We start from the raw sequence: 18,659 nt of genomic DNA, 5'->3' as shown, positions 1-18,659 counted from the left end.
TTACTGGAATTCAAGGGTAAAGGTGGCGGTGGCATAGACGTGACCGGCGGTCACCGGTACGCGGGTTGCCATCAGCCGGGCGTAAAAACCGAGGGTGTTGGTCTGCCCCGGCGTTAAGGTGGTCCAGGCGATCGACGAAGAGGGCGCGTTGACCGGCAGCATCGTCTGCTGGCCGTTGAGGATCTGCACCGCCATCCCCGCCGCCGCGGAGGCGCCGCCGTCGATTTTTAACAGATCGTTATTGTCGCTATCCGGAGTGCCGTTAAAGCCGACTTTGACCGCCGTCACCGAGCTGCCGCAGGGCGACAGCACGATACGAAACGGCACCAGCGGCGTGGTTGCGCCGACGGCGTTAAACTGCTTCGCGGCGTTATCCATCAGATCGACGGTAAACTCTTTCGATTCGGTGGCCACCGCGCAGGCGTTGTCGCGCACGTAGCCGCTGATGGTGATGGTGCTGTCCGCCGCAAAGGCGTTGGCGCAGACCAGCGTCAGGATGGCGCCGAACAGGTTAAGTGGTTTTTTCATCATCATGCGTTCCTTAACGGCACTCTGCCGATAGCTGGCTCAGCGCCTGCCGCTGACTCTCTTCCGGCAGGCGGTAGCTGGCCACGCAGCTGGCGTCCGCGCCTTCGCCCCATTTCACCTGCACGCTGCCGGCGAGCGGCATCCCGCTCAGGTAGACCTGGCCATTATCGGCCACGATACTGCCGCTCTGGTTGCTGCCTGAGGTGACCATCGCGCCAAACGGCACCGGTTTGCCGTTATGGTTCAACGTCATCAGTAACTTGACCCCGACGTGGGCTTTGAAGTCCGCCCGCACGATAGCGCCGTGGGTAGGGACGACGCTCACCACCGCGTCATCGAGATCGACGTTATCGGCAAGGGTATTGGTATCCAGCGCCACCCGGTTTTCGCGATATTCGGTGGCGTAAGGCAGTACCGCATAGCCGCGCCAGTCGGTACGTACCCCGGTCTGGTTTTCCACTTTTACATCACCGGCGCCCGGCGCTTTCACCAGCACCACGGTGTCATTCAGCGGCTGGCTCAGGGTCACGCCGTTAGCGTGGGCCAACACCCCGCCGCTGACGCCGTAGTACAGCTGTTTGAAACCGTCGCTGCGGCTGTAACCGACGTTGGCGTTGCCGTAGCCGCCGCGATAGTTCAGCGCCGCGTAGCCGGTGCCGCTGCTATCGCCTTCGCCGCCGCTGGCATAGCCGGTCTGCACGCTATAGCTCAGGTTATTGTCTTCCAGCAGGGTGCCGTAAAGTCCCGCCAGATTGGTCATCCGGCCATTAAGATCGTGCGACATGCTGTAGCTGGCGCTGGCGTGCCGCCATACCGATTTGCTGTCGGAGCGCAGCCAGTGGCTGAACGGAATATTGACGTTGACCGCCAGCATCTGGTCGCGGCCCTGCTGCCAGGCGTTTTTAGTCAGGCTGTAGCTCAGCGTCCAGTTGATGTCGTCCACCGCCGCGTTGAGTCCGGCCTGCAGCTGCTGGTCCGCCTTGCCGGTCGACCAGTAGGTCTGATGACTGCCGCTCAGATAGAGCGTGGCGGTACGCCCCAACTGTTGGGTCACGCTCAGTTGCACTTTGCCGCGCTTGTTATAGGCGAGGTTGTAGTAATCGGTGAATTTCGGCTTCACCTGGATCACGCCATCCTGGGTCTGTACGTCGTAACCGCTCATCCGGCGGTAGGTAGTATCGGCAAAGCTGTAATAACCTTTAGTGGAGTAGCGATAGCCCACCAGTTGGATATTGGTGCCGACATCGCTCAGCGACTTGTTATAGAGGAAGCGAATCGACTGCCCCTGATGATCGCTGTCGTCGGGTAGGGTGGCGTTGGCCTGGGTGACATCCAGCGAGACGGCGCCGAAATCGCCCATGTTTTTCCCCACGCCGAGATTAAAGGCGCGGTAGCGGTCGGCAAGTTGCGTACCGCCATACAAAGTCCAGCCCGCAGGCAGGCCGTGTAACAGGGTGCTCTGAAAGAACTTCGGCTCTTCCTGCTGATCGTTGCCGCTGCGATATTCGCCGGCGGTCAGCGCGTACCGGGTATGCCCTTCGCGCTGCAGTACCGGCACCGTTGACCACGGCACGCTAAAGACCTGGCTGGTGCCGTCGTTTTCTTTAATCGTCACCTGCAGATCGCCGCCGTTGCCCGCAGCATAGAGATCGTTAATGGTGAACGGGCCCGGCGGGACCGTGCTCTGGTAAATCTCATAGCCGTTTTGTTTGATCGACACCTGCGCGGTGCCGCGGGCGATACCGTGGATCACCGGCGCAAAGCCCTTCTGGCTATCCGGCAGCATGTTGTCATCGCTCGCCAGCTGGGCGCCGCGGAAGTTAATGCCGTCGAAAACATCGCCGTTGGTGTAGCTGTCGCCGAGGGTCAGACGCGAGCGCAGCGGCGTGATGTCGCGCTCAAGCCAGGTGTTAACATGCTGCCATTTGTTCTCATTGCTGGAACTGCTGCCGCCGCTGCTGTAGCTCCAGGTGGTGTTATCACGCAGTCGCCAGGCGCCAAGGTTAAGGCCGCTTTGTAGATTTAAATAGGCGTAGTTGCTGCTGCCGCCGGTATCGTTATGGACGTTGTTGCCGGTGAAGTTGTAGTTCAGCAGTCCGGCGTTGATACCGTCATCCCACATTTCTGGCGGAATATAGCCGCGCGCGCGGTTGCCCATAAAGGCCTGCGGTACGGTGAGATACAGGCGCTGCTGGCCGACGTCGAAGCGCGTCGTGGCATCGGTGATAAGTTCGGTCAGCGGCACGCAGGCGTCGGCGGCGAGGGCGTTCATCCCGGTCACCGCCGCGGTGTTGACCCCCATTCCGGCCAACTGCCCGCGGGTCAGACACGGGCTTAGCCCATGGCCTTTTTCGCCGCGGTTAAAAGTGACATCGCGAGTGGTCATAAAGCCGTCGTTAAGATAAATATCGACTCGGTAGGTGCCGGGCGGCACCTCTTGCCCGTTTTCGAAACCGGAAAGATCGGCCACCGCCGCAGGGTCGTCAGCCAAAAAACGCGGGTTAAAATAGAGTTCAGCCTGCGCGTGGCCCGCCTGCAGGACAAAACAGAGCGCCACGGGGAATTTCGCCATGGCCAAAATAGCGCGTGGGCGGAGCCTGGCGCTGCGGGAACCAAAACGGTCCAGTCCATATTTGAGATGTGACATAGTCCCTCCGGTCTCAATTCGCCCGGCTGTCAGTTCTTATTGTTATGCGCGGCATGGCCCGCCCGGCGGGCCAAACCTGTGTTAACGCAGCACGCCAGTCATTTTTGGGGTCAGCGCGCCGTAATCATTAATCGTGCGATAAGTTATGTTGCTACCGGCATCCGGCGGCAGCTTGACGGAGGTTTTACCCATTGGCGGCACCAGCGCGTTTTCCAGCACCCGAGTGCCGGCGTTAAGTTCGGTGACGGTCAGGTAATAAGGGGTAGGGTTAGTCAACGTTAACGACGAACCGCTGCGGCTAAAGCTCAGCTTTTCCGCCGCCTGATCCGGCGGTAGCGCCAGCTTCGCCGGGCGATAGTAGAGCTTGATGCGGCTGATAATCGCCAGTTGCAGGGTATTTTCGCTCAGCTTGGATTTATCCATCGACGGGATGGCTTTCACGTTAATCCAGAACAGGCTTTCGCGATCCTGCGGCAGTTGTTTATTGGTGGCGTCAATGATGCGCAGGGTATTTTCTTTTTTGCCCTGCATGGCAAACAGCGGCGGCGTAATCACGAAGCGGCCATCTTTGCCGCCGTCAGCGTTTTCCACCCAGGACTGAATCAGATAGGTGCTGCTGTCATCATTATTGGTTACCCCTAACTGTACCTGTTTTTGCCCGGCCGGATAGATAACCCGCGTGGCGCCGAGCGCAACGCCGGCCTGAGCCCAGGCGGAGTAACCGCTTGCGGCCATCATCAATAATCCCGCCAGTAGTCCGCGCGTCATCCCCAGTCTCTTTTTCACGTTTACCCCTTTTGTACTCACCGTTGTTTCCTGTTTCCGGATGTCTGCTGGTTAATTACTGATAGGTCAGAGAGAACCAAACTTGCGCGTTTGCCGCTCCTCCGGTGACCTGATTGCCGGTCGCCCGATATTTGGCTACAAAATGTAGCGTGGTGGGGCCGGTATACAGCCGCCGCCAGGCGCCCGGCGGGCTATTCAGCGGAATCAATTGATCTTCATTATCAAATAACGCGATGCCTACGCCGGTGGCGATACCCGGTCCTTCGCCAACCGAGAGCACATCCGGATTTTTGCCATCGGCCACGCCGCGAAACGACACGCCGACATGCTGGCTGACTGCGGTGCTGCAATCCTGAAGGTGAATATCGAATGGCACGGGGTTGGCATCTTCCCCGGCTGAATGAAAGCGATTGCTGCTGATCTGCCCCATATTGACGGTCATCTGCTGGTCGCCGGCTTCAACGCGGCAGGACTCGGCGATGATGACGCCCTGAAAACGCATGTTTCCCCCGGCGACCGTGACGTTCCAGTGGTTGCCGGCTTGCGCCAGCGGCGAAAGCAGAAACATCAGCAGACCTGTCTTCACTCCTTGCATCGTTATCACCCCAATCCCGTAGTGGATAACGGGCCATCCTGGCCCGGAATGCTTCCCTGTCTGATGTTTGAATTACTCGTATTGCACTTTGAAGGTGGCGTCTGCGTTAGCAGTACCGGCAGTAGCCGCGCCAGTGGCGTAGTAACGCGCCTGGAAAGGAATGATGTTGGTGCCGTCGTTCAGCGTGGTGGCCGCGCTGAAGGTTGCGCCATCCAGGCCCAGCGGAGTGCCGGTTTTGTCGAGGATCTGTACGCCGACGTTGGTCGCGCCGCCAGCAGCGGAGCTCTGCAGTGCCAGAACGCTGGTGTTGGTGCTATCAACCGCGGTACCGGAGAAAGCGACAGAGGCTTTGGTCGCGACAGTGGTATCACAGTCATCTAACTGAATGTTGAAACCGACTGCGGAGCTGGTGCTGCCCGCGGTAGCCAGTTTTGCCGAACGAACCTGGCCTAACTGAACGGTCTGATCGATAGAACCGGCATCGACTGCACAGGCTGCGTTGACGATTTCTCCTTTAAAATGCACTGTACCGCCATTTACCGTGGTGGTATCGGCCAAGGCCGCCGCGGAGCTCAGGGACAGAGCTGACAGAACAACGATTGCCAGTGTTTTGATTTTCATGCTGTTTTCCTTTAAACAAAATCGATATTACGAACCAAAATTGGCAGCCGTTTTGCCTTCCAGGCATTCCATAAATCAGCCGAATGGTGCGACTGCCGGTTCTGCACAGTTTTCGCCCCTACTGATGAGTCAATTGGGGCCATTTTGACTCGTCGGGATTTATGGCTTTTATTTTGTTTATGTTGGTGTATTCTTGGATTTATATACTGATTTTTTTTATTTAATGGATTTAAAAACTACAGCTCTGCCGGGTATGGAAAAACGACGTGCTTGAGTTCAATGCTGAGAAGTGAGTGTGTGGTAGATAGTCGGAGGAGGATAAGTAAAGAAAGGTCGTTATAGAAGTTAATGTAAATCAATAAGATAAGATTTTTTTTGATGAAATATGCACTTGTCAGTTGCAAAAGATTACAAAACATTTTTATGATATAGACAGTTTGGCCCCAATTGACTTGTTCAATCTTAAAAATTTTCATTTTTATCAATTGGTTATCCTATTTCTTCCTCGCTTGTAGATTTTCCTCTAAAAGGTTGTTTCTTTCCCATATCCCGGCAAAACGCGCTGCATTACTGGCGGTATAACGGACAGTGTGGCGAATATTACGATGTCCGAGATAATCCTGGATCAAACGGGTATCAGCCCCTCTTTCAGCTAGCTCATAGCCGCAGGCGTGGCGCAGCATATGTGGATGCGTATGCGTCACGGTTCCTGCCTCTTCCCCGGCGGCGCGGATAATACGATAGGCCTGTTGCCGTGAAAGCGGAGTACCGCGGCGTGAGATAAATAGCGCGTCGCTTTTACCTGCTGCTTTCCAGTTGGCCCGTTGTTGCGTCCAGCGTTCTATCGCTTCGCGTTCATCAAAACGCAGCGGATGTACGGTAGAGAAACCGTTCTTTAAGCGGCGGACATTGATGCGTCCTTCGTTAAGGTCGAGATCGCGATAGTGCAGATCGAGTAATTCGCTGATACGCATCCCGTGACGAAACGCCAACAGGATCAGACAGTAATCTCGTTCGCCGGTTGGGCCGTGCTGGGCCGCCTGCATCATTGCCTGTACTTCTTTGGCGGTGAGAAAACGACGTCGGTTCACAATTTTAAGCTCCTGAATTTAAGTTTACTCGCAAGGAACAGCCTGAGAAAAAATCTCAGGATGCATAAAAAATAATCTGAATGGAAAGCCCGTATTATTTGAGAGGGATAAAGACCAACAGGTATCACATTACATTTACACAAACATAAATTACCGCTACGCGATAATTCTTATTTTTATCTATTTTATTGTTTACCACAATAGAGCTGTGCCAGGTCGCGGGCAGGTGCATAAAATAGCAAGGAAAAAAGTTAATGCCAGCTATTTATTGAACGGAAAACATGTGCTGAAAGGATTAATTTAACAATAAATAACGAACTAATATCCTGATGGTTTACAGGTGCATAGGAACGTTTTTTTTCATGTTCTAAATAAGAACTTTTAAGAACAATAAACATATTTAACGTATGGTTAATTTTTATTAATGTTTCGCAAGAAAAAATCTATATATGAGGAAAGCTGCATTTTATCGCAGCCTAAACAGAGCAAATTTGCAACAGCCAGACCGTGGGAAGGGTTTGCAATGTCTGCAGGGGGAAATGCAATGCACCGATAACGAAACGCCATCCGTGGCGTAAGGTTACCTTACTGGAAAAGCGACGTTCTCTGCTTCTCGCGGGATTTATCCCAAATCCCGTAAAAGCGTCCGGCGTTACTGGCCGTGTACCAGACGGTATGGCGAATGTTACGGTGGCCGAGATAATCCTGGATAAGACGCGTATCGATGCCCATATTGGCCAGCGCAAAGCCACAGGAGTGACGCAACATGTGCGGATGAATTTCCAGCGGTAGTCCTGCCTGATCGCCAGAGGCGGAAATAATCTGGTAAAACTGTTGGCGTGAAAGCGGGTTACCCTTACGTGATAGAAATAACCACTCGCTGGTGGATTGTGGATATTCATCACGAATATCCAGCCAGCGCTTTAGTGCCAGAATCTCTTTATTCAGCAACGGGTGTGTCGTTGAGAACCCTTTTTTTAAACGGTGGATGTAAATACATTTTGAACGCAAATCAATATCCGAAATTCGCAGTCGGCAAATTTCACTGGCACGAAATCCATGAATAAAGCAAAGCAATGTCAGGCAATAATTACGAGCAGCATGTGGTCCACTATTGGCAGCGTTAAGTAGTGACTCGATTTCATTCTGAGTCAGGAAGTTCCTTTTTTTTATTTCGCTATTATTCTTCATTATGTTCCCTTTCTATTGCAGGCGTACATTACTATCCCATAGGCTCTGGTTGGCCTATTACAGGATCCGAAGATAGGTTTCGCATTTTATAAGTAAGCATGATGCGGATCGTTTTTAATATTCCTCAAGTAACAAGGACCGTGTCGCGGTAACGCTGCGCGAAATCCAGTGGGTATAATGAAGTCTCCCCGCCGTCGGAGTGGAGTGCGCTGGCGAATTTTTGATGCGATGCGCTCAGGCATTTGATGTATATCGATTTTCCTGGGGGGTTACACGTCCTGTTCATCCTTTCTCCTCTTGAGTATGCGCGCTTACAGCAAGGTCATTGACTACCGGCTGATAAACTGAGTCCTGGCTGGATAACGCTATGACCGTTATCCATGAGGATAATTGCCTCAATAAACAGGTTGGTATTGCGTAAATGTTTTACCGTAGGCAAACAGCGTCCGGCGATTGTTAGCATTCACTGCAACACTACAACAGCGATTAAACCATACTGCAAAAATCGTAGGGAGAATAGCGTTAATAAATGTGCAGACGTTTCAAAGAGAGATTTTACTTATTATCGAGCAGTCGGAATTTTCCGCTCAAGTAATCAGTTAACGGGGGGCTTAATCGGAGTTTTTCAGCAATTTTAGGAAGTTATCGATGTTGGTCACTCAGCCGTAACCGCTTATGATGCATAGATAATTCATCTTCAGGAGCTCATGAAAATAGATGAGCTAGCTTCCCTGGTTTAGCAACATAATAGCTACCTGTAACCCACGATTATATTAGTTGGTAAGACGGTGCGGCGCTAAAGAAGTTACCCTATGAGCGCCGTCGCTTACGAATTATCTTAACTGCTGGTAGAACAGGATAATAGCGATGGCAATCATGATAAGCCCTGAAACCATGCTTACTCCCTTCGCCGCCTGCGGCCGGGCTGCCAGTACCGCGCGTGAACCGTATCCGACCAACAGATAAATTAGCGTACAGGTCATCAGATGCATCGCGCCCAGCGCCGACATCTGCAGTGCCAGCGGCCAACTGCCGTGGGGATCGGTAAACTGCGGTAGCAGGGCGAGGAACAACAGAAAGACTTTTGGATTAAGGCCGCTAATACATAACCCTTTAACCGCCCATCTATTCCAGCTGCCAGCCGATTGTTTCGCCGCGCTCGGCGCCGCCGGATGGCGTAATATCATGACCCCGAGCCACAATAGATAGACCGCGCCCGCCAGCGTGATCGCTGATAGCGCCAGCGGATGGCCGGCGATCAACACGCCGACGCCAGCGACGACGACAATGGTCGCCAGCAGATGACCTGACATCAGCCCCATCACTGCCGGGACCACGCGACGACCGTTGATACCGGCGCTAATGGCATAGGCCCAGTCGGCACCGGGAGTCATAATCAACAGAAACGAGACTACCCAGAAGCTGGCGATCAGGCTCATTTCCATCAGCAACGCTCCTTAATGATATTAGACATCACACACTCGCAAAATTAGGTTATCGTGTGAGAAAGAATATCGACATAGAAGCGAAATGAGCTTTCAATGTTATGTCCTGAACCGGCGTTTAAAGAGAAAATCTTCCAAATGGATAGCATAGATCGAAAAATTCTTGCTGAGCTGCAGGCGGATGGTCGTCTGTCGATAACTGAACTGGCGGAGCGGGTAAACTTGAGCCTCTCTCCCTGCCACCGGCGACTACGCGCGCTGGAGCAAGAGGGGGTGATTACCGGTTATCGCGCCAATCTCGATCCGGGAAAAATGGGATTCAATTTTCTGGCTATCGTTTTCGCCACGTTGAAAGAGGGCGATAAGAAAGCGGTCAGCGCTTTTGAGGAGGCGGTGGCGGAGATCCCGCAGGTTGTGCTGGCGCAACGTTTGTTTGGCGATCCGGATTATCTGATGCATGTCGTTACCCGGGATCTTCCCGCATTTCAGAAACTCTATGATGACAAACTGTCGGCGATGCCCGGCGTGCAGCATTTACGTTCGACGCTGGTGATGAAAACCGTGGTGCAAGATCGCCCTTTTCCACTGGAAACGTTAAACGCTTCCCGCTAACGCCCTGCGGCCAGGGCATTGCAGTATGGTGATTACCACTTCTCATCACGCGCGTCGCGGCGGCCTTCGCGCCGATTTTCTCGCTTATCTTCGCGACAGCGCATATTGCTCTTGTCGTCATTTCTCACGCATTCACGTTTTTCTTCACGTCCACTCTGGCGCGCATCCTGACGGATATCGCGAGCATCCTGGCGTTTTTCCGCGCGGTAGGTGGCGTGCGCGGTGAGGGTCGGCAGCAACAGGGCGGCGGTAAGCAGAGGCAGGATTATTTTTTTCATTGTCGGAACCTTAAATATAAAAATAAATCACGGAAGGTTATAATTGTGGTTCGTAATCTTATGTAAATCGATACAAAATGTGCTGAACTCTCTTTTTTTTAGTTTATTATTAAACAAGCCCGGTAAGTTCTCATTTTATTATTCTCGTTGCTACGTATTTTAGCTTATTACGCTAAAGAGATTACGAATATAGCATCAGGGCTCATTCGCTTTAAGTATTTGCCTTGATTTTTATCAACGATCCTTATTCATCCGGTTGTGGCGGATATTTGGCCGTGCGATGCTCGCGGCATGAGATTTTTCTCAGTCCCCGAGAAGTTAAATGGAATTGTTAATAAAAGGAATATTATATGAAGCGTTCAATTATTGCTGCTGCAGTATTTTCAACCGTGCTGATGAATGTTAATGCTTTTGCTGCGGCGCCAAATGAAGAGCAGGGCGAGTTAGTTATTATTGGTAATGTTATTAATTCTTCCTGTCGTTTTGAAACCGATTATAGCAGTACAATTCAGTTGGCTGATGTTGATGCAACCCGTTTTGCCGGCATGGCGGCCGGTGAAGTCTTATCCGGTAATTTCGCCACCAGTAGCGATCCATTAACTATCGTTTGCCCGGAAGGCACAGTATTGAAATCGATTGATATTAGCGGCGGGACCTATACTACCGGCGGCGTACTTAATCCTATCGCGACGACAACTTCTGCTAATGGTGTCGGTTTTAAATTAAAACTGGGTGATTCGGAGATTAATGAAAATACCATGTATGACGTTAATAATTTGCCGCGGGCGGTGACTTCTGTGGGCAATGGCGTCTATCAAATGAACTTCTCTGCGCAATACGCCAGAATTGATGCCGCCACTCCGGTGACCGCCGGTGAAGTCCGCTCGGTGTTAACGATTGCCGTATCTGCGGAGTAAGGACCTGTGCCGGCGCTTCGCCGGCTATTATTGTGCTAAGGGTGTGGTGCTATGAAACGGATTTTATTAGCAGGTTTATTTATCGCTATGCAGCCCGCGCATGCCGGAGTGGTGATTTTCGGTACCCGGGTGGTTTATCCGGCTGAGAAACAAGAAGTGGTCGTACAGTTGATGAATCATGGCGCCCGCTCTTCACTGGTGCAGTCGTGGATTGACGATGGCAATACTTCATTGCCGCCGGAAAAAATCAACGTGCCTTTCCTGCTGTCGCCGCCGGTGGCGCGCATAACGGGTAACTCCGGTCAGCAGCTGCGAATTAAAAAGTTAGCCAACAAACTTCCGGCGAACAAAGAGTCGCTGTTTTATCTCAACGTACTCGATATTCCTCCGAATACACCAGGAAGTGAGGGGGCGAATACGCTGCGGTTTGCCATGCAAAACCGCATTAAGCTTTTTTATCGCCCTAAAGGTATCGCGGCGGTAAATAAAGATACGTTTAAAAGTATTTCGTTGTCTTCGCGCAAAAACGCTCTGCATATTGCCAATGGTTCGGCAAATTGGTTGACGATTACTGAAATTAAAGTAAGCGGTGTTAAAGTCAATGAACGCAGCGTTATGCTCGCGCCGTTATCCAGTCAGGACCTGGTTTTAAAAAATTACCTCGTCCGCCAGTATTCGCTAACGATGATTGATGATAATGGAAACTTTATTAGCGACAGGCTCAATGTAAAATAATAAATAATGGAGTTGGCCATGTTAAGGATGACGCCGCTTTCCTCAATGATATTGTTGGTTTTATTATCCGGCCAGTTGCAGGCCGCTGAGGAGACTTTTGATACCAATTTTATGATCGGCGGAATGAAAGGTGAGAAATCGTCAAGCTTTCGCTTCGCGGATAATCAACCGCTGCCTGGGGAATATGAATTGGATATTTACGTCAATAAACAATGGCGTGGTAAATATCCAGTCGTAGTCGCCAGTAATCCGGATGATACCTGCTTGTCATCGGCATTATTAAATCAGCTGGGAATCAAAGCGGATAGCGCGCAGATGGTGAAAGATAACCAGTGTATGACGCTAAAATCTGCGGTGCGGAGCGGCAGTTATACCTTTAATATCAATATTTTTCAGCTTGATTTAGAAATTCCGCAGGCCTACGTTCTGGATCTTGAGCGCGGCTACGTCGCGCCGGAAAGTTGGGACCGCGGCGTTAACGCGCTGTATACCTCTTATTATCTGAGCCAGTATTACAGCGACTATAAAGACAGCGGCAATAACAAAAGCACCTATGCCCGTTTCAACAGCGGGCTGAACCTGTTGAGCTGGCAGTTGCACTCTGACGCCACCTACAGCAAGGCCGATAGCGGCGGTGGCGACTGGAAGAGCAACACCCTGTATCTGGAACGCGGCTTCGCGCCGATTTTAGGCACCTTGCGCGCGGGCGACATGTATACCTCAGCGGATATTTTCGATGCGGTACGCTTTCGCGGCGTTCGTCTGTTCCGCGACATGCAAATGTTGCCAAACTCAAAACAGAACTTTACGCCGATCGTACAGGGGATTGCCCAGAGCAACGCGCTGGTGACTATTGAGCAGAACGGCTTCACCGTCTATCAGAAAGAGGTGCCGCCGGGACCGTTCGCGATTGCCGATTTACAACTCGCCGGCGGCGGGGCGGATCTCGATGTCACTATCCGGGAAGCCGACGGCTCGGTAACCACCTACCTCGTGCCTTATTCCTCGGTACCTAATATGTTGCAGCCGGGGGTATCTAAATATGACATTGCCGCCGGGCGCAGCCATATCGAAGGCGCCAGCAATCAGGAAGACTTTATGCAGGCTAGCTATCAATATGGCCTGAACAACCTGCTGACCCTGTATGGCGGTACCATGCTCGGCACCGACTATCAGGCTTTCACCATGGGAACCGGGTGGAATACCCATCTTGGCGCGATATCCGTCGACGGCACGTGGGCGCGCAGCGATCAGGATAACGGGACTTTTGAAGGGCAAAGTTATCAGATTGCCTACAACAAATATCTCACCCAGACTAAAACGCGTTTCGGTATGGCGGCTTATCGCTATTCAACCAGCGACTATCGTACCTTTAACGATCATGTCTGGGCGAAGAACCGTAATAGTTATCACCATGATGATAATGACGTTTACAACATTGATGATTATTACCGTTATGATTTTGGCCGTAAAAATAGCTTATCCGCCAATATTAGCCAGTCGTTGCCGGAAGGATTAGGGTCTTTCTCACTGAGCGCTTTATGGCGTGATTACTGGGGAAAAAGCGGCAGTAATAAAGATTATCAACTGAGCTACACCAATAACTGGCAGCGGGTTTCCTGGACCATTTCGGCCAGCCAGACCTATGATGAGGATCATCATGAAGATAAGCGCTTTAACCTCTTCATTTCGATTCCGCTTATCTGGGGAGAGAGTGATAGCGTGCTGGCGCGTCGTCTGACGTTGTCGAATTCGACGACTTTCGATAACGACGGTTTTGCCTCCAATAACACCGGCATCAGCGGAACCGGCGGCCAACGAGACCAGTTTGACTATGGCGTGAACCTAAGCCGGCAGCAGCAAAATCATGAAACCACCGCCGGCGGCAACCTTACCTGGAACGCGCCGCTGGCGACGCTGAGCGGCAGCTACAGCCAGTCGTCGAAATATACCCAGGCCAGCGGCAGCCTGTCTGGCGGGGTGGTAGCCTGGTCCGGCGGCGTCAATTTCGCGAACCAGCTATCGGAAACCTTCGCCATTATTCAGGCGCCGGGCCTGGAAAATGCTTTCGTTAATGGTCAGAAATATCGCACCACCAACGGTCAGGGAACGGTCATTTTCGATCATGTATTGCCCTATCGCGAAAGTTCGTTACTGCTGAATACCGCCAATACGCAGAGCAAAACCGAGTTGATTGGCAACCGTAAAGCGGTCGCTCCGTACCGCGGCGCGGTGGTGCTGGCGCGTTTCGATACCGATCAACGTCAACCCTGGCTTATTCACGCCGAACGCCCGGACGGTACGCCGCTGAAATTTGGCTATGAAATTGAAGATAACGACGGACAGAATGTCGGCGTCGTCGGTCAGGGCAGCATGCTGTATATCCGCACCGATAACGTACCGCCGTCGATAACCATCGCGGTCGATAAGCAGCAGGGCCATTACTGCACCATTACATTTAAACATACCATTGATGAAGGTAAGACCTATGTCTGCCGCTAAAAGGACGATTTTCATGAAATGGATAATTTTGCTGGTATTAAGCTTATGCTCTTTTTTAGCGCGGGCGGGGAACTGTGATGTCACCCCGGATGTTAAATCGCTGACGGTTGACGCTAGTGGTAATTACACATTTAAACCGCTGGCCGCCAGCGGTGAATTGAATGTCCAAAACAGTGATATTCAGGCCGACGGATTTCACTTTATCTGCAACAGTACGCAAAATGTCAGCGTCTCGGTGGCATCGTCGCCCCCTGACAATAAAGACTTCTACGTGGTGGTCGGCAGTAAAACCTACGTGATGGAGTTTTCTCTCGATCCTGCAAAACTCAACGCGCTTGCGGATGGTAATATCATAAAAAATCAGAGTTATAACTTAGCGGATATCTTCAACAGCGTGATCGGTATTCGCTATACGATTAAAGAAGGCGCGGCGGTCGGGACGCAGGTGAGGCCAGGAGAATCCTTTCCACTGCTTTACTCGATGCGCTTTGAGTACTGTAAAGGCAATAAAGATTGCCATGTGATAACCATCAATTACACCTTTAACGTCACCCTGCAGATTAATATTATGACCTGCGGTTTTGACGTCCCGAGCCGTCTCATCAATATGGGCGATTACAGCTACTTCGACATTAAAGAAGACAAAGCGCAATATCGCATGGAAAGCGTTGATATCGACTGTAGCCAGAACGAGTCGGCGGTATTCGAACTGACGCCCGGCAAAATTGATTATTACTTTGTCGCCGCCTCCGGCTTTGCCGGCACCAGCAAAATATTGAAGAATGACGATCAGGATGCCGCCACCGGCGCCGGCGAAGTCGGTTTTCATCTGCGCGATAGCCAGGGCGGGGAACTCCAGTACGGCAGCGGTTTCCTTTATCACTCCGACGAGGAGGCCCGGCATGGCAGCAACAACCCGATCTATCTGCAAATCAAACCGATGAAATATGGCGAGAATATCCGCGGCGGTACGATTAAAAGCCGGGTCATTATCGTGGTGAACAATAACTAACCCTCTGTACCGCGCGCCTTCCTTTGCGCGCGGTGTACGTGGTTTACGTGGTTGCGACCGGTTCAGGTCGCAACTGCTGCTGGCGAATACTCACCAGCGCCACCAGCGCCAGTAGCGCGAAAGCCAGCAGCATCAGCGCAATGGGGATATAGCTATCCCACATCATGAGAAAAGCCACCGCCAGCATCGGGCTAATACCGCCGGAAATCACCGCCCCAATCTCATGTCCCAGCGCCAGCCCGGTGTAGCGTACCTCCACCGGAAATAGATCCACCATCAGACACGGCTGCGCGGCAATCATCGCGCCATGGCACAATGGCAATGCCAACAGCATGGCGAGCAGCATCGCCGGGAAGGTGTGCATATTCAGTAGCCAGAAGAAGGGGAAGGCCACCAGCGCCATGCCTATCACGCCGATGTAGTAAAGCCGCTTACGGCCAATGCGATCGGAAAGCCATCCCCAGCCGAGAATCGTGGCGATCTCCACCGTCATAGCGATGGTGACCGCCGCGATCAGGTCGCGGGTGTCGATGCCGATATGTTTGCAATAGACCACTGAAAATGTGAAGAAGATATACACCGCGCCGTTTTCCGCCAGCCGCAGGCCGATCGCCTGCAATATCGCTCGTGGATGATTTTTAAAGGCGCTGAGTACCGGTAAATGATGGGCCTCATTTTGGCTGTCGTTTTCTGCTTTGCGCGCCACGAATTCCGCGTTTTCCTGGATGTTACGGCGAATATAGACGCCGACCAGAAAGATAAACAGGCTGAGCAAAAACGGAATACGCCACGCCCACGACATCACCTCTTCCTGTGGTAGCAGCTGTACCAGATAGAATGCCAGCGAAGAAAGAACAAACCCGCCGCAGACTCCTACCTGGCTCCAGGCGGTGTAGTACCCTTTCTGGCTTTCCGGCGCGTTTTCGCTGAGCATCAACACCCCGCCGCCCCATTCGCCGCCAGAAGCCACGCCCTGTACAAAGCGCAGCGTAATCAAGGCGATTGGCGCCAGCACGCCGATGTGGGCGTAGGTTGGCAGCAGGCCAATTAAGAACGTACTGGCGCCCATCAGCGTCAGGGTGATGATTAGCGTCATTTTGCGACTGTAGCGATCGCCGAGATGGCCGAATATCACGCCGCCGAGCGGGCGGGCGATAAAGCCGATGGCGAAGCCGGAAAAGGCTAAAAATGAACCGAGCAGCGGGTCATTCGTGGCGGGGAAAAACAGTGGCCCGAAGACCAGCGCCGCCGCGGTGCCGTACAGAAAAAAATCGTACCATTCCAGCGAGTTGCCGAGAAAAGACCCGATGATTAATTTGCGCATAGGTTGCGCCGGGGGGACCGTTGTACCGCTCACAGCTCCAGACATAAGGTTAACTCCAGTGCAGGTGAATCAGGCGGCGCCTGCTGGCGCCGGGCGATGGGTCGGCTGGGTTTTTATGGTTATGATGAAACTTAACGGCACGACGCCATGCTAAGGGTGTGGAACTGGCGATTAAACCAGACCAGCCCGTCGCTGGGGTTGCCGAAGCGGATCTGTTTGACCTCGCAGTAAAATACGCTGTGGCTGCCCACTTCGTGGCTGTCGGCAATGACGCAGTCGCAGTTCGCCACTGCGGAAGCCAGCGCCGGCGAGCCGGTCTCCAGCGCCAGCCATTCGTCGTGCAGGAAGCGCTCTTCAGAGCGGATTTGGCCATTGGCGAAAATCCCGGACAATTGCTGATGCTGACCGGAGAGCACGTTAACGCACAGCACGCCGTTGTGCTGGAATTTGCCGTGCGCGAAGGACGAGCGGTTCATGCATACCAGCAGCGTCGGCGGTGAATCCGTCACGCTACACACCGCCGAGGCGGTAAAGCCGAAGCGGCCCGCCGGGCCATCGGTGGTAATGATGGTGATCGCGCTGCCCAGTTGCGCCATGGCATTACGAAAATCAGATGTCAGGTTCATAGTCATACCCGTTATTTCAGTTTGACGTATTCGAAGCCTGCAATAACCAGCCGCGGGGTTTTGGCCCGCGAACAGCACAGCAGGATCTGGTCGTTGTCTTCGCGTTCTTCTTCGGTTAAATACTCGTCGCGGTGGTCAGGTTCGCCGCTGCAAACGTTGGCGAGGCAGGTGCCGCAGACGCCCTGTTGGCAGGAGACTTTCACTTTGATGCCGGCCTTTTGCAGCGCGGCGACGATGGTCTCGTTTTCGCCGACGGTAACCCTAAGGTTGAGTTCCGGAACCTCAACCTCAAAGCTGCCGCCGCTGGTTTCGACCTCGCGGTTGAAATACTCCTGATGCAGCCGCTCCGCGCTGAAACCGCATCCCTGCGCCGTTTCATTAATCCACGCCATAAAACCCTCCGGACCGCAAACGTACAGGTGGCCGGCGGCGGCATGAGGCGTCAGGAGTTCCTGAGGGCGGATCCTGCCGTTTTCATCGCTGATATGTAGCTGAACGTGCGCGCTAAAGTGGCAATCCGCCAGCTCGGCCAGAAACGCCATTCCCTCACGGCTGTGGCCGCAGTAATGCACTTCGAAGGATTTCCCGGCGCGAAATAGCGTATCGGCCATCGCCAGCATCGGCGTGATGCCAATGCCGCCGCCGATCAGAATGCTATGAGGCGCCGACATCTCCAGCGCGAACAGGTTGCGCGGGGGGCTAATTTGCACCTCGTCGCCGGGCTGTAAAGCATGCGCCGCCAGCGAACCGCCGCGCGAGGCGCGATCCTTGAGGATCCCCAACCGATAGCGCTGCGGGTGATGGGCGCTGCCGCACAGCGAATACTGGCGCACGATGCCATCGCCAAGATGCAGATCGATATGCGCCCCGGCGCTAAACGAGGGCAGGGGAGCGCCGTCCGGCGAGGCCAGCGTCAGGACTACCACCTCGGCTCCCTGAATTTCGCGTTCTGTGACGCGTACCGTCAATGTTTCAGCCATAGTTTTTCTCCACCCGCGAAGGGCTTAACGCATATAAATGCCGCCGTTGATGTCCCAGGTCGCGCCGGTGATAAAGGTGGCGGAGGGCGCCGCCAGCAGTTCTACCGCGCGGGCGACCAGCAGCGGATCGCCAAGCCGCTTCATCGGGATCATCTCCAGCAGCGCCGGCATTTTCTCTTCCGGCACCGCGGCGCGAACGGAAGGAAGATCCAGCGGCCCCGGCGCAATCGCGTTGACGCTCACCCCGTCGTTGCTCAGGGCGCGGGCGAAGACTTTGGTCAGCGTAATAATGCCGCCCTTGGAGGCTGCATAGTGGGCGCCGGAGGCGGTGCCGCCGTTTTGCCCGGCCAGCGACGCGAGGTTAATAATGCTGCCCCGCTGGCGCTGGCTGAAATAGCGGCCGATGGTCTGGCAGCCGACAAAGGTACCGCGCAGATTGGTGCTGGTGACGCGATCGAACTCCTCCACGTCGATCTCCATGATCGGTGTGGTCAGGGTTAAGGCGGCGTTGTTGACCAGCACGTCGAGTTCGCCGAAGCGTGCGCGGATCTGCGCCAGCGCGTCGCTGAACTGTTGCGGCTGGCGAATATCCAGCGCCAGCGGCAGCAGCCGCTGCTGGCTGGGATCGATCTCCTGAGCGCTACGGGTGACCGCATCGAGGTTGAGATCCGCCATCGCCACCTGATAGCCCTGTTGCCAGAGATGGCGGCTAATAACCAGCCCGAGGCCGTTGGCCGCGCCGGTAATAAGTACGCTACGTGTCATAAAG

At 53.4% G+C, this 18,659-nt stretch carries 18 protein-coding genes; 5 read left to right on the top strand and 13 right to left on the bottom strand.

Features of this window, described 5'->3' with window-relative positions; translation table 11 throughout:
* From PGQ95_RS01015 to PGQ95_RS00980, 8 genes are all read right to left on the bottom strand, one after another.
* On the bottom strand, nucleotides 1-531 hold the full coding sequence (locus PGQ95_RS01015) for a fimbrial protein (protein ID WP_020078007.1): 531 nt from the start codon (nucleotides 529-531) through the stop codon (nucleotides 1-3).
* A 10-nt stretch (nucleotides 532-541) separates the two neighbouring features.
* A complete protein-coding gene (locus tag PGQ95_RS01010; protein ID WP_271032159.1) occupies nucleotides 542-3,175 on the bottom strand; it encodes a fimbrial biogenesis usher protein in 2,634 nt (877 codons plus the stop codon).
* A gap of 81 nt (nucleotides 3,176-3,256) precedes the next feature.
* Nucleotides 3,257-3,943 carry a fimbria/pilus periplasmic chaperone gene (locus PGQ95_RS01005; protein WP_183269119.1) on the bottom strand — a complete coding sequence of 229 codons (687 nt, stop codon included), beginning with the start codon at nucleotides 3,941-3,943 and terminating at the stop codon, nucleotides 3,257-3,259.
* Between the two features lie 73 nt (nucleotides 3,944-4,016).
* Nucleotides 4,017-4,556, bottom strand: a complete 540-nt coding sequence (locus tag PGQ95_RS01000) for a fimbrial protein (protein ID WP_123273292.1) — start codon at nucleotides 4,554-4,556, stop codon at nucleotides 4,017-4,019.
* Nucleotides 4,557-4,628: 72 nt separating this feature from the next.
* The gene (gene fimA / locus PGQ95_RS00995) at nucleotides 4,629-5,177 is read right to left on the bottom strand and encodes a type 1 fimbrial major subunit FimA (protein WP_045373910.1); all 549 of its coding nucleotides are present in this window, start codon (nucleotides 5,175-5,177) and stop codon (nucleotides 4,629-4,631) included.
* Between the two features lie 494 nt (nucleotides 5,178-5,671).
* Nucleotides 5,672-6,268 carry a type 1 fimbria switch DNA invertase FimE gene (fimE, locus tag PGQ95_RS00990; protein ID WP_087859713.1) on the bottom strand — a complete coding sequence of 199 codons (597 nt, stop codon included), beginning with the start codon at nucleotides 6,266-6,268 and terminating at the stop codon, nucleotides 5,672-5,674.
* Nucleotides 6,269-6,853: 585 nt separating this feature from the next.
* The gene (locus PGQ95_RS00985) at nucleotides 6,854-7,459 is read right to left on the bottom strand and encodes a tyrosine-type DNA invertase (RefSeq protein ID WP_087859712.1); all 606 of its coding nucleotides are present in this window, start codon (nucleotides 7,457-7,459) and stop codon (nucleotides 6,854-6,856) included.
* A gap of 833 nt (nucleotides 7,460-8,292) precedes the next feature.
* Nucleotides 8,293-8,904 (bottom strand): LysE family translocator, encoded by a 612-nt coding sequence (locus tag PGQ95_RS00980; RefSeq protein WP_087859711.1) that lies wholly within the window; start codon nucleotides 8,902-8,904, stop codon nucleotides 8,293-8,295.
* 138 nt (nucleotides 8,905-9,042) lie between these two features.
* Between PGQ95_RS00980 and PGQ95_RS00975 the strand changes: the two genes are divergently transcribed.
* On the top strand, nucleotides 9,043-9,516 hold the full coding sequence (locus PGQ95_RS00975) for an Lrp/AsnC family transcriptional regulator (protein WP_032706451.1): 474 nt from the start codon (nucleotides 9,043-9,045) through the stop codon (nucleotides 9,514-9,516).
* Between the two features lie 32 nt (nucleotides 9,517-9,548).
* On the opposite strand, the gene PGQ95_RS00970 is transcribed toward PGQ95_RS00975, so the two are convergent.
* A complete protein-coding gene (locus PGQ95_RS00970) occupies nucleotides 9,549-9,794 on the bottom strand; it encodes a hypothetical protein (RefSeq protein ID WP_015369878.1) in 246 nt (81 codons plus the stop codon).
* A 350-nt stretch (nucleotides 9,795-10,144) separates the two neighbouring features.
* Here PGQ95_RS00970 and PGQ95_RS00965 point away from each other — a divergent pair, with 350 nt between their 5' ends.
* Genes PGQ95_RS00965 through PGQ95_RS00950 form a run of 4 tightly spaced genes read left to right on the top strand, consistent with a single transcriptional unit; the run spans nucleotide 10,145 to nucleotide 14,960 of the window.
* Nucleotides 10,145-10,711, top strand: a complete 567-nt coding sequence (locus PGQ95_RS00965; protein ID WP_271032160.1) for a fimbrial protein — start codon at nucleotides 10,145-10,147, stop codon at nucleotides 10,709-10,711.
* A gap of 51 nt (nucleotides 10,712-10,762) precedes the next feature.
* Nucleotides 10,763-11,446, top strand: a complete 684-nt coding sequence (locus PGQ95_RS00960) for a fimbria/pilus periplasmic chaperone (RefSeq protein WP_271032161.1) — start codon at nucleotides 10,763-10,765, stop codon at nucleotides 11,444-11,446.
* Nucleotides 11,447-11,464: 18 nt separating this feature from the next.
* Complete coding sequence (locus tag PGQ95_RS00955) at nucleotides 11,465-13,948, top strand: fimbrial biogenesis outer membrane usher protein (RefSeq protein ID WP_395226597.1); 2,484 nt, start codon at nucleotides 11,465-11,467, stop codon at nucleotides 13,946-13,948.
* A 13-nt stretch (nucleotides 13,949-13,961) separates the two neighbouring features.
* Nucleotides 13,962-14,960: a hypothetical protein gene (locus PGQ95_RS00950; RefSeq protein ID WP_087859705.1), complete on the top strand. Its 999-nt coding sequence runs from the start codon at nucleotides 13,962-13,964 to the stop codon at nucleotides 14,958-14,960.
* 43 nt (nucleotides 14,961-15,003) lie between these two features.
* On the opposite strand, the gene PGQ95_RS00945 is transcribed toward PGQ95_RS00950, so the two are convergent.
* The 4 genes from PGQ95_RS00945 to PGQ95_RS00930 form a co-directional block, all read right to left on the bottom strand.
* Entirely contained in the window at nucleotides 15,004-16,284 is a 1,281-nt protein-coding gene (locus tag PGQ95_RS00945) for an MFS transporter (protein WP_087859704.1), read from the bottom strand.
* A 131-nt stretch (nucleotides 16,285-16,415) separates the two neighbouring features.
* On the bottom strand, nucleotides 16,416-16,910 hold the full coding sequence (locus tag PGQ95_RS00940; RefSeq protein ID WP_015703350.1) for a flavin reductase: 495 nt from the start codon (nucleotides 16,908-16,910) through the stop codon (nucleotides 16,416-16,418).
* 11 nt (nucleotides 16,911-16,921) lie between these two features.
* Nucleotides 16,922-17,890: a PDR/VanB family oxidoreductase gene (locus PGQ95_RS00935; protein WP_395226595.1), complete on the bottom strand. Its 969-nt coding sequence runs from the start codon at nucleotides 17,888-17,890 to the stop codon at nucleotides 16,922-16,924.
* Between the two features lie 24 nt (nucleotides 17,891-17,914).
* A complete protein-coding gene (locus PGQ95_RS00930; protein WP_047044170.1) occupies nucleotides 17,915-18,655 on the bottom strand; it encodes an SDR family NAD(P)-dependent oxidoreductase in 741 nt (246 codons plus the stop codon).
* Nucleotides 18,656-18,659: the final 4 nt, after the last annotated feature.

Origin of the sequence: Klebsiella sp. 141240 (assembly GCF_050600805.1) — a bacterium.
GTDB classification, from domain to species: domain Bacteria; phylum Pseudomonadota; class Gammaproteobacteria; order Enterobacterales; family Enterobacteriaceae; genus Klebsiella; species Klebsiella aerogenes.
This window is presented reverse-complemented; position numbering and strand designations above follow the sequence as displayed.

Coding starts and splice junctions, on each gene's coding strand:
- PGQ95_RS01015 (WP_020078007.1), bottom strand. CDS start 531: ATGATGAAAAAACCACTTAACCTGTTCGGCGCCATCCTGACGCTGGTC.
- PGQ95_RS01010 (WP_271032159.1), bottom strand. CDS start 3,175: ATGTCACATCTCAAATATGGACTGGACCGTTTTGGTTCCCGCAGCGCC.
- PGQ95_RS01005 (WP_183269119.1), bottom strand. CDS start 3,943: ATGACGCGCGGACTACTGGCGGGATTATTGATGATGGCCGCAAGCGGT.
- PGQ95_RS01000 (WP_123273292.1), bottom strand. CDS start 4,556: ATGCAAGGAGTGAAGACAGGTCTGCTGATGTTTCTGCTTTCGCCGCTG.
- fimA (WP_045373910.1), bottom strand. CDS start 5,177: ATGAAAATCAAAACACTGGCAATCGTTGTTCTGTCAGCTCTGTCCCTG.
- PGQ95_RS00985 (WP_087859712.1), bottom strand. CDS start 7,459: ATGAAGAATAATAGCGAAATAAAAAAAAGGAACTTCCTGACTCAGAAT.
- PGQ95_RS00980 (WP_087859711.1), bottom strand. CDS start 8,904: ATGGAAATGAGCCTGATCGCCAGCTTCTGGGTAGTCTCGTTTCTGTTG.
- PGQ95_RS00975 (WP_032706451.1), top strand. CDS start 9,043: ATGGATAGCATAGATCGAAAAATTCTTGCTGAGCTGCAGGCGGATGGT.
- PGQ95_RS00970 (WP_015369878.1), bottom strand. CDS start 9,794: ATGAAAAAAATAATCCTGCCTCTGCTTACCGCCGCCCTGTTGCTGCCG.
- PGQ95_RS00965 (WP_271032160.1), top strand. CDS start 10,145: ATGAAGCGTTCAATTATTGCTGCTGCAGTATTTTCAACCGTGCTGATG.
- PGQ95_RS00960 (WP_271032161.1), top strand. CDS start 10,763: ATGAAACGGATTTTATTAGCAGGTTTATTTATCGCTATGCAGCCCGCG.
- PGQ95_RS00955 (WP_395226597.1), top strand. CDS start 11,465: ATGTTAAGGATGACGCCGCTTTCCTCAATGATATTGTTGGTTTTATTA.
- PGQ95_RS00950 (WP_087859705.1), top strand. CDS start 13,962: ATGAAATGGATAATTTTGCTGGTATTAAGCTTATGCTCTTTTTTAGCG.
- PGQ95_RS00945 (WP_087859704.1), bottom strand. CDS start 16,284: ATGCGCAAATTAATCATCGGGTCTTTTCTCGGCAACTCGCTGGAATGG.
- PGQ95_RS00940 (WP_015703350.1), bottom strand. CDS start 16,910: ATGAACCTGACATCTGATTTTCGTAATGCCATGGCGCAACTGGGCAGC.
- PGQ95_RS00935 (WP_395226595.1), bottom strand. CDS start 17,890: ATGGCTGAAACATTGACGGTACGCGTCACAGAACGCGAAATTCAGGGA.
- PGQ95_RS00930 (WP_047044170.1), bottom strand. CDS start 18,655: ATGACACGTAGCGTACTTATTACCGGCGCGGCCAACGGCCTCGGGCTG.